The organism is Pseudomonas sp. CM25 (assembly GCF_013179705.1).
Taxonomy (GTDB): domain Bacteria; phylum Pseudomonadota; class Gammaproteobacteria; order Pseudomonadales; family Pseudomonadaceae; genus Aquipseudomonas.
Genome location: NZ_JABMCW010000231.1, coordinates 1 through 9062 on the forward strand (window position 1 = coordinate 1; position 9062 = coordinate 9062).

9 protein-coding genes are annotated in these 9062 nt (G+C 63.3%); 2 read left to right on the plus strand and 7 right to left on the minus strand.

The window, feature by feature from the left end; genetic code table 11:
• Nucleotides 1-9: 9 nt before the first annotated feature.
• The 5 genes from HP546_RS20875 to HP546_RS20895 form a co-directional block, all read right to left on the minus strand.
• Nucleotides 10-711: an SDR family oxidoreductase gene (locus HP546_RS20875; RefSeq protein WP_172228992.1), complete on the minus strand. Its 702-nt coding sequence runs from the start codon at nt 709-711 to the stop codon at nt 10-12.
• Between the two features lie 12 nt (nt 712-723).
• Nucleotides 724-2151, minus strand: coding sequence for a deoxyribodipyrimidine photo-lyase (gene phrB, locus HP546_RS20880; RefSeq protein ID WP_172228994.1), 1428 nt, complete (start codon nt 2149-2151; stop codon nt 724-726).
• Nucleotides 2142-3041 carry a MerR family transcriptional regulator gene (locus HP546_RS20885; RefSeq protein ID WP_172228996.1) on the minus strand — a complete coding sequence of 300 codons (900 nt, stop codon included), beginning with the start codon at nt 3039-3041 and terminating at the stop codon, nt 2142-2144. The genes phrB and HP546_RS20885 overlap by 10 nt, the downstream gene beginning before the upstream one ends.
• Entirely contained in the window at nt 3031-3999 is a 969-nt protein-coding gene (locus tag HP546_RS20890) for a DUF523 and DUF1722 domain-containing protein (protein WP_172228998.1), read from the minus strand. Before HP546_RS20890 ends, HP546_RS20885 begins: the two co-directional genes overlap by 11 nt.
• A 97-nt stretch (nt 4000-4096) precedes the next feature.
• Nucleotides 4097-5083: an NAD(P)/FAD-dependent oxidoreductase gene (locus HP546_RS20895; RefSeq protein ID WP_172228999.1), complete on the minus strand. Its 987-nt coding sequence runs from the start codon at nt 5081-5083 to the stop codon at nt 4097-4099.
• A gap of 186 nt (nt 5084-5269) precedes the next feature.
• Here HP546_RS20895 and HP546_RS20900 point away from each other — a divergent pair, with 186 nt between their 5' ends.
• Complete coding sequence (locus HP546_RS20900; protein ID WP_172229001.1) at nt 5270-6175, plus strand: TIGR01777 family oxidoreductase; 906 nt, start codon at nt 5270-5272, stop codon at nt 6173-6175.
• Nucleotides 6176-6188: 13 nt separating this feature from the next.
• Complete coding sequence (gene hemH, locus HP546_RS20905; RefSeq protein WP_172229003.1) at nt 6189-7202, plus strand: ferrochelatase; 1014 nt, start codon at nt 6189-6191, stop codon at nt 7200-7202.
• A gap of 132 nt (nt 7203-7334) precedes the next feature.
• On the opposite strand, the gene HP546_RS20910 is transcribed toward hemH, so the two are convergent.
• On the minus strand, nt 7335-8609 hold the full coding sequence (locus HP546_RS20910) for a uracil-xanthine permease family protein (RefSeq protein ID WP_172229005.1): 1275 nt from the start codon (nt 8607-8609) through the stop codon (nt 7335-7337).
• 2 nt (nt 8610-8611) lie between these two features.
• A partial coding sequence (upp, locus tag HP546_RS20915) for a uracil phosphoribosyltransferase (RefSeq protein ID WP_172229007.1) occupies nt 8612-9062 on the minus strand: 451 nt, incomplete at its 5' end.

The window sequence follows — 9062 nt, forward strand, 5'->3', positions numbered from 1 at the left end:
CTATTTCCGCTATCGGCGCGAAAGGGGCCACAAGCTAGTAAGGTCCAGGGTTTCCAGCACCAGCTCTGGTTCAGCCTGCGGCCAGCGCTGCAGCAGAACATCTGCCGCACTGTGCGGTGTCCATTCCTCTGGTATCGCAGGTGCCGGCGTAACCGGTGTTTTCAACGACTGCGGCCCCACTACCGTCAACCCGATCCCCTGAGCCTTCAGCGCCTGACGCTGCTCGCGCATCCACTGCGGCATGTTGTTCCAACCCGCTGTCACCTGGGTTGGGGCATACAGCTGCAGCGCCGAATAGCGGTTGAACACCGCCATCACCTGCGGCGAGTGACCCTTGGCCAGCAAAGGCAATGCACTGGCCAGGCAGTGCTCCCCCGCTAGCTGGTTGCTGGTGACGATCGCCTCGATCAGCTCGCTGTCCGCCAGATCATCCGACAGATAGTCAGTGGTTCCGGCATTGGGGATCAGGCCATCCAGCGTGCACCAGGCATGGCCTATCTGCTGGCCGGCGCTGGCCGCTTGTTTTTCGTCATGCAGCTGCCAAGGCAAGCGCAATAGCTGGCTGCCATAGCGAGCGCCCAATGTCATGAGTGCCTCTTCATCCTTGCCACTTGCGGCAACGCGATGCCCCTGTTCCAGCATCCGTTCCACCAAAGCCAAGCCAAGTCCATTGCTTGCGCCCGTAACCCAAAAACTGCGTGAGTTAGTCAAGACGTTTTTCCCCTAATGCTGCTGGCGTGGCAGGCTCTTGAAAGCCTCCAGTGCACGCAAGCGACTGCTACTGAGTTCGACTATTGGGCTGTGATACAAATTATTAGCAAAAAGATCGGCCGACTTCACTGGTAAATGAATGGCTTTTTCATCCAGCGCCTCCAGTTCAGGTACCCATTTACGAATGAAACGCCCCTGTGGGTCGAAGCGTTGCGACTGTGAAACCGGGTTGAATATGCGGAAATAGGGCACTGCGTCGGTGCCGGTAGACGCGCTCCACTGCCAGCCGCCGTTATTGGCGGCAAGGTCGCCGTCTATCAGGTGGCGCATGAAATGCCGCTCGCCCTTGCGCCAGTCGATCAGCAGGTTCTTGCTGAGGAACATGGCCACGACCATGCGCAAGCGGTTGTGCATCCAGCCGGTATGCAGCAGCTGGCGCATGGCCGCGTCGATGATCGGGAAGCCGGTGCGACCCTGTTCCCAGGCCTCGAGGTCCGCCGGGGCATCGCGCCAGGGCAGGGCTTCGGTGTGAACGCGAAACGCGCGGTGGCGCGACACCTGCGGATAACCGGTCAGGATGTGTTTGTAGAACTCGCGCCACAGCAGTTCGTTGATCCAGGTCTGCACGCCGCTGCTACCGCTGTCGAACTCGCCCCGGTTGCTGGCCAGGGCACCGTGCAGGCATTGCCGCGGCGAGATGACACCGGCGGCCAGGTAGGCCGAAAGCTGGCTGGTGCCGGGCCTGGCCGGCAGGTCACGCAGATGCTGATAGTCGTCGATGGTTTCGTCAAGGAAGCGAGACAGCCGACCCTGCGCCTCGGCCTCACCCGCCGGCCAGTGTTCACGCAGGGCGCGTGCAGGGTGTTGGAAACCGTCCACCTGTTGCGGGATAGGGTCGCTATGGATCTGCAGCGGCGCCTGACGCTTCACCCGTGGGGCCAGTGCAGGCAGGCTGCGGTGCAGGTGTTCGAGGCAGGTTTTCTTGAACTGGCTGAACACCTGGAAATAACCGCCACTGCGGGTGAGGATGGTCCCCGGGCGGAACAACAACTGGTCAAGGTGACTGTGGGCCTGGATCGACGATTGTTCCAGCAGCGCCCGCGTGGCGTCGTCGCGCTGCTGTTCGTTTATGCCGTACTCCTCGTTCCAGTGCACGCTGGCGACCTGGTGTTGGCGACATACCTCCAGCACGGCTTGCGGTGCCTGCTCCCAGGTATCGATCTTGCGAATCAGCAGGGGGATGTTCAGCTGCTCCAGCGACTGGCGCAGCTCACGCAGGTTGCGCAGCCAGAAGTCGACCTTGCAGGCCGCATCGTCGTGGGCCTGCCATTGCCCGGGGCTGACCAGCCACAGGGCGATGGTCGGGCCGCGTTCAGCGGCAGCGCTGAGCGCGGTGTTGTCATCGACGCGCAGGTCGCTGCGCAGCCAGGTCAGGTGCATGGTGTTGTCATCTCTACAGGCTGGCGGTGTTGTGCTTGAAGCAAGCGCAATGCCGCCTGCGGGGTATCGAAAAGGAAAAGATCTGGCAGCCCGCAAGCTTTCAAGCGGGCTTCATGCAGCGCCAGCGTGGCGCCGCCCAGCAGCTTGGTGCCTGGTAAGCCTTGCAGGGTGCGCAACAAAGCCCTGTCGTCGATGCGTGGCCCCAGGTGAATGAGCATCGCCCAAGGCCTCAGCGCGCTGACCGCACTTTGCAGTTGTGCCGCGGCCAGCGGTTGTTCGAGCACCTCGACCGGCATGCCGTTGCTGGTAAGCAGCCAGGCGCAAAGCCACAAACCAGGGCTGAAGGCGCGCTCGCTGTCCTCGATCAGCAATACGGCCGGGCCTTGCAGCAGCTGGTTGTCGTGATAGACGCGGGCGCCGAGCTTGCTGCGCAGCCAGCTGTGGAAAAACACCTGTTCAAGCCGCGCATTGAAGTAGGTGCGCCAGCGCAAATCGAGCTGGTCGAGCAGCGGCAACAGCAATTGCTCACACAGGGTGACCGCTGGGTAAAGGGCCATTGCCTGGTTGAGCTGTTGGTCGAGGGCGCGTTGCGACAGGTTGGCGATGGCTTCGATCAGTTGGGCTTGCCTGGCCTGCCAGTCACCTTTCGGCGGCGTGGTGGTCGGTTTGTCGAGCAATTCACGGACCTGGCCTACCGAGGCGCCGCGTTGCAGCCAGGCCAAGACTGCTTCGACCCGCTCGACCTGGTCGAGCGAATACAGGCGGTGTCCCTTGGCGGTGCGCTGGGGCTTGAGCAGGCCGTAGCGACGCTCCCAGGCACGCAGGGTGACCGGGTTCACGCCGGTGCGCCGGGCCAGTTCGCCGATGGGTAGCAGGGTTTCAGACGGCATTGCGCAAACCCAGGCTTTCCGGGTGCGGCTGCAGGTAGGCCTGTTGCTGCAGGTACGGGTCGGGGTGTTTGCGCAAATGGTGCTTGAGCAGCGTCAGCGGCACCACCAATGGCACAACACCCTGCTGGTATTGAGCGATGATGGTCTCCAGCTCGACCTTGTCCTCCTGGGTCAGGGCATGCTTGAAGTAACCACTCAGGTGCTGCAGCACGTTGCAGTGGGTGCCGCGGCTGGCACAGCGGCGCAGGGCGTGCATCAGCTGGCTGAAGTAGTGCGGGCCGATGCGCTGTGGGTCATCGTCCTTGCTCATGCTGCCGAGCAGGCGCCCGAGGGTGCGATAGGCCTGGGGATTGTTGGCCATCAGCAGGTACTTGTAACGCGAGTGGAAGCGCACCAAGGCACCTCGGCTCAGGCCAGCGACCAACAGGCGTTGCCAGTCGGCGTAGGCGTACACGCGGCTGATGAAGTTCTCCCGCAGCACCGGGTCATGCAGGCGCCCTTCCTCTTCCACGGGCAGATCGGGCCGCAGCGCACAAAACGCCTGGGCGTAGACCCCACGGCCGGCGTTGAAGGCAGGGTGGCCGTCGGCCTGGTACACCTTGACCCGCTCCAGGCCGCAGGACGGCGACTTCTGCATGAAGATGTAGCCGCAGATGTCGTCCATTTGGGCGGCCATCTGTTCGCCATAACTGCGCAGCGGGCCGGTCACGTCCAGGTCTGGGTTTCGGGTGCCCAGCACTTTCGGCTGCTCGGGGTTGCCGACCAGGCGGATGGGGTCTCGGGGGACGCTGAGGCCGATGGCCACTTCCGGGCATACCGGTAACCAGTCGAAGTGCGCTTCCAGCTGGGTGCGGCACAGGTCGGAGGACTTGTGACCGCCGTTATAGCGCACACTGTGCCCGGTCAGGCAGGCGCTAATGGCGATGCGCGGCTTGCTGTGAGCGGATGGGTCGTGCATGGCTGCCTCCAGTAAACCTGTACATGGATAAAGCTTTGTACAGGTTTATTCCAGCACAGCCCTGACGTTATGCAAACCATTTTTTTGCCTGGCACTGTCACTCGAGGTGTTCGAGCAGTCGGCGCGCCGCTTCCTGGCCGCTGAGCCAGGCGCCTTCGACACGCCCCGACAGGCACCAGTCGCCACAGGCGTACAGGCCCTGGTCGGCGTCGGCCAGCGCGCCCCATTCATGGTTACTGGTAGGGCGGGCGTACAGCCAGCGATGGGCCAGGGCGAAGGTGGGGGCCGGTACTACGCAGCCGACCAGTTCGGCGAATTCGCCCCACAGTTGCTCGATCACCTCTTCCTTGGCCAGGTCGATGTGCTGGCGGCTCCAGTCCGACGTGGCATGCAGCACCCAGGTATCGAGCTGCTCGTCACGCCCCGGTTTGCTGCGGTTGCGGGCCAGCCAGTCGAGCGGGCTGTCCTGTACGAAGCAACCTTGCATCGGCGTGTCCAGCGCAGCCTGGAAGCCCAGCGCAACGGCCCAGGTAGGCTCCATTTGTACCCCGGCGGCCACGGCGGCCAGTTTCGGGGTAGCCGCCAGCAGTGGCGTGGCCTGCGGCGCCGGTACCGCGATCACCACGCGGCTGTAGGGGCCGTGGCTGCAGCCTTCGGTGTCCTGCAGGTGCCAGTACTGCTTGCCGCGGAATACCTCGGCGATGCGGCAGCCGAAGTTGACCGTGACGTCCTTGAGCAGGCCGCGGGTAATCGCGCTCATGCGGGGCACGCCGACCCAGCGCGTCTGTTCGTCGGGGGAGGGGCTGAGTATGCCGTTGTGGTAGTTGTACAGCTGCGGCTTCCACTGTTCGGCCCAGCCAGCTGCAACCCATTGCTGCACCTGCTCGACAAAGCGCCGGTCACGGGCGGTGAAGTACTGGGCGCCGAGGTCGAGGGCGCCGGCTTCGCTGCGCTTGCTGGCCATGCGCCCGCCACTACCGTGGCCTTTGTCGAACAAGTGCACGGATTGCCCGGCCTTTTGCAAGGCCTGGGCAGCTGACAAGCCGGCGATACCGGCTCCGATGATGGCAATAGGTACTGTCATGATGGCCTCTTCAAACCTTGCTGTGAGCAGACTACGCTGTCAGGCAAACCTGTACAATGCACAACTTTTGTATAAGGTTATTCCGCTTGGCGGGCAGGTTGGCCTATGTTTATCCGAGAGCGTCGGGTCAAAAAAGTGCCTTGATGTTAAAAATAGACCACCGCTGCATTCTGCGAGGACACAGCCATGCATATATTGCTGACAGGCGGTACTGGATTGATCGGCAAGCACCTTTGTCAGTACTGGCTCGGCCAGGGCCATCGCCTGACGGTGTGGAGCCGGCGACCGGAGCAGGTAGCGAAAATCTGCGGCACTGGCGTACGTGGTATTGCCCGCCTGGAGCAGCTGGAGGCGGACGACCACCTGGATGCAGTGGTCAACCTGGCCGGTGCACCCATTGCCGACCGGCACTGGACAGCTGCGCGGCGCAACCTGCTGTGGGCCAGCCGCATCACCCTCACCGAGCAGTTGCAGGCTTGGCTGGGCACCCGGGAGCAGCGCCCGGAAGTGCTGATTTCCGGTTCGGCGGTGGGCTGGTACGGTGACGGCGGCGAGCGCGAGCTTACCGAGGCCTCATCGCCGGTGCGTGAAGACTTCGCCAGTCAGCTGTGCATCGCTTGGGAAGAAACGGCCCAGCGTTCCCAAGCCCAGGGCATTCGCGTGGTACTGGTGCGTACCGGGCTGGTACTGGCCAGCGATGGCGGCTTTTTGTCGCGCCTGCGCCTGCCCTTCAAGCTGGGGCTGGGCGGGCCGTTGGGGGACGGGCGGCAGTGGATGCCCTGGGTTCATATCGACGACCAGGTGGCCCTGATCGATTTTCTCTTGCAGCACAAGGATACCAGCGGTCCTTATAATGCCTGCGCTCCGGAGCCGGTACGCAACCGCGAGTTTGCCAAGCGCCTGGGCCGTACCCTGCACCGTCCGGCACTGCTGCCGGTACCGGCACTGTTGCTCAAGGCCGGCCTGGGCGAGCTGTCCATCCTGCTGCTCGGCGGCCAGCGGGCGCGCCCGGCCCGTTTGCTGGGCGCAGGTTTCACCTTCCGCTTCAACGATCTGCAATCGGCCCTGGACAACTTGTCCAGCCGCCTCTGACATAGGACGCTGCATGACCGATCACGCCTTGCTACTGGTCAACCTGGGTTCCCCGGCTTCCACTTCGGTGGCCGATGTGCGCCGCTATCTCAACCAGTTCCTCATGGACCCGTATGTGATCGACTTGCCGTGGCCGGTGCGACGCTTGCTGGTGTCGCTGATCCTGGTCAAGCGCCCGGAGCAGTCGGCGCACGCCTACGCCTCGATCTGGTGGGAGGAGGGCTCGCCACTGGTTGAGCTGACCCGTCGCCTGCAGGCGGCGATGGTGGCGCACTGGCCCCATGGCCCGGTGGAAATTGCCATGCGCTACGGCCAGCCGGCCTTGCCCGATGTGCTGGAGCGCCTGGCAGCCCAAGGTGTGCGCAAGGTGACGTTGGCGCCACTTTATCCACAGTTCGCCGACAGTACGGTGACCACTGTGGTCGAGCTGGCAAAACAGACGGTCAGCCAGCGCCAATTGCCGCTGCAGATGCGCGTGCTGCAGCCGTTTTATGAGCATCCGGATTACATCGAGGCACTGGTTGCCAGCGCCAGGCCGTACCTGGAGCAGGATTACGATCATCTGCTGTTGAGCTTCCACGGTTTGCCGGAGCGCCACCTGAAGAAGCTGGATCCCACTGGCAAGCATGACTTCCAGGCAGCCGATTGCTGCAAGGACGCCAGCGCCGAGATGCGCGCGGTGTGCTACCGCGGGCAGTGCCTGGCCACGGCCAAGGCCTTTGCGCAGAAAATGGGCATACCCGATGGCAAGTGGTCGGTGTCGTTCCAGTCGCGCCTGGGGCGGGCCAAATGGATCGAGCCCTACACCGAGGCGCGGCTGGACGAGCTGGCCAGGGCAGGGGTGAAGAAGCTGCTGGTGATGTGCCCGGCGTTCGTCGCGGACTGCATCGAAACGCTGGAAGAAATTGGCATGCGCGGCAGCGAGCAATTTATCGAGGCCGGCGGGCGGGAGCTGGTGCTGGTGCCGTGCCTGAACGATCACCCGGAATGGGTGAGGGTGTTGGCTGATATGTGCGAAAAGGCCTGATTTACAGGTTGCCTGTACCGGCCCTATCGCCGGCAAGCCAGCTCCCGCAATGTGCTCACAGTTCTTGAAAACTGTAGGGTACCTGTGGGGGCTGGCTTGCCGGCGATAGGGCCAGATCAGCCTGAAGCGGGATCAAGGCTGTTGATCATCCAGCTTCTTGTGCTTCCAGCCATCATTGCCCGGCAAGATCAGGTTCAGGGCGATGGCCACGATGGCACACAGGGCGATGCCTTTCAGGCCCCAGTCATCCGGGCCGTCACCGCTGCCGATCAGTACGCCGCCGATACCGAATACCAGGGTTACCGATACGATCACCAGGTTGCGCGCTTCGGCCAGGTCGATCTTGTGGCGGATCATGGTGTTCATGCCCACCGCCGCGATCGAGCCGAACAACAGGCACAGGATGCCGCCCATCACGGGCACCGGAATGCTCTGCAGCAGCGCGCCGAACTTGCCGATGAAGGCCAGGGTGATGGCAAAGAACGCCGCCCAGGTCATGATCTTCGGGTTGTAGTTCTTGGTCAGCATCACCGCGCCAGTCACTTCGGCGTAGGTGGTGTTGGGCGGGCCGCCGAACAGGCCGGCTGCCGTGGTGGCCAGGCCGTCACCCAGCAGGGTGCGGTGCAGGCCGGGCTTTTTCAGGTAGTCACGGCCGGTCACACTACCGACCGCGATAACCCCGCCGATATGCTCGATGGCCGGTGCAAGGGCCACTGGGACGATGAACAGGATGGCCTGCCAGTTGAATGCCGGTGCGGTGAAGTTGGGGATCTCCAGCCACGGTGCGGCGGCGATCTTGGCGGTGTCGACCACGCCGAACGCGAATGCCAGGGCAAAGCCCACCAATACCCCGGAGATAATCGGCACCAGGCGGAAGATGCCCTTGCCGAATACCGCCACGATAAGGGTGGTGAGCAGCGCGGGCATGGAGATCAGCATCGCGGTCTGGTAGGGCATCAGCGCAGCGCCGTCACCGCCTTTGCCCATGGCCATGTTGGCGGCGATCGGTGCCATGGCCAGGCCGATGGAGATGATCACCGGGCCAATCACCACCGGCGGCAGCATGCGGTCGATGAAACCGGTGCCTTTGATTTTCACCATCATGCCCATGAAGGTGTACACGAAGCCTGCTGCCATCACGCCGCCCATGGTCTCGGCCAGGCCGAACTGGCCCTTGGCGAGGATGATCGGGGTAATGAAGGCAAAGCTCGAAGCCAGGAATACCGGTACCTGACGGCCGGTGACCAGCTGGAACAGCAGCGTGCCGATGCCGGCGGTGAACAGCGCGACGTTCGGGTCGAGGCCGGTGATCAGTGGCATCAGCACCAGCGCGCCGAATGCCACGAAGAGCATCTGCGCGCCCGAAACGACCTGGCGCCAGAGCGGGTCGTTGAAGCCGTCCTGCATGGTCAGGCGTCCTTTTGCTTGGTGCCGAAGATCTTGTCACCGGCATCGCCCAGGCCAGGCACGATATAGCCGTGTTCGTTCAGGCGCTGGTCGATCGAGGCGGTGTAGATCTGCACGTCCGGGTGGGCTTTTTCCACCGCTTCGATGCCTTCGGGCGCGGCCACCAGCACCATGGCGCGGATTTCCTTGCAGCCCGCTTTTTTCAGCAGGTCGATGGTGGCGACCATCGAAGCACCGGTGGCCAGCATCGGGTCGATGATCAGCGCCAGGCGCTGGTTGATGTCCGGCGCGAGCTTTTCCAGGTAGGTGTGGGCTTCGAGGGTTTCTTCATTGCGGGCGACGCCGACGGCGCTGACCTTGGCGCCCGGGATCAGGCTGAGCACGCCGTCGAGCATGCCGATGCCGGCACGCAGGATCGGTACTACAGTGATCTTCTTGCCGGCGATTTTTTCC

What these genes read in the sequence shown, in the direction of transcription:
- HP546_RS20890 (WP_172228998.1), bottom strand. Translation starts at nt 3,999, where the DNA reads ATGCACGACCCATCCGCTCACAGCAAGCCGCGCATCGCCATTAGCGCC.
- HP546_RS20895 (WP_172228999.1), bottom strand. Translation starts at nt 5,083, where the DNA reads ATGACAGTACCTATTGCCATCATCGGAGCCGGTATCGCCGGCTTGTCA.
- phrB (WP_172228994.1), bottom strand. Translation starts at nt 2,151, where the DNA reads ATGCACCTGACCTGGCTGCGCAGCGACCTGCGCGTCGATGACAACACC.
- HP546_RS20900 (WP_172229001.1), top strand. Translation starts at nt 5,270, where the DNA reads ATGCATATATTGCTGACAGGCGGTACTGGATTGATCGGCAAGCACCTT.
- hemH (WP_172229003.1), top strand. Translation starts at nt 6,189, where the DNA reads ATGACCGATCACGCCTTGCTACTGGTCAACCTGGGTTCCCCGGCTTCC.
- HP546_RS20885 (WP_172228996.1), bottom strand. Translation starts at nt 3,041, where the DNA reads ATGCCGTCTGAAACCCTGCTACCCATCGGCGAACTGGCCCGGCGCACC.
- HP546_RS20910 (WP_172229005.1), bottom strand. Translation starts at nt 8,609, where the DNA reads ATGCAGGACGGCTTCAACGACCCGCTCTGGCGCCAGGTCGTTTCGGGC.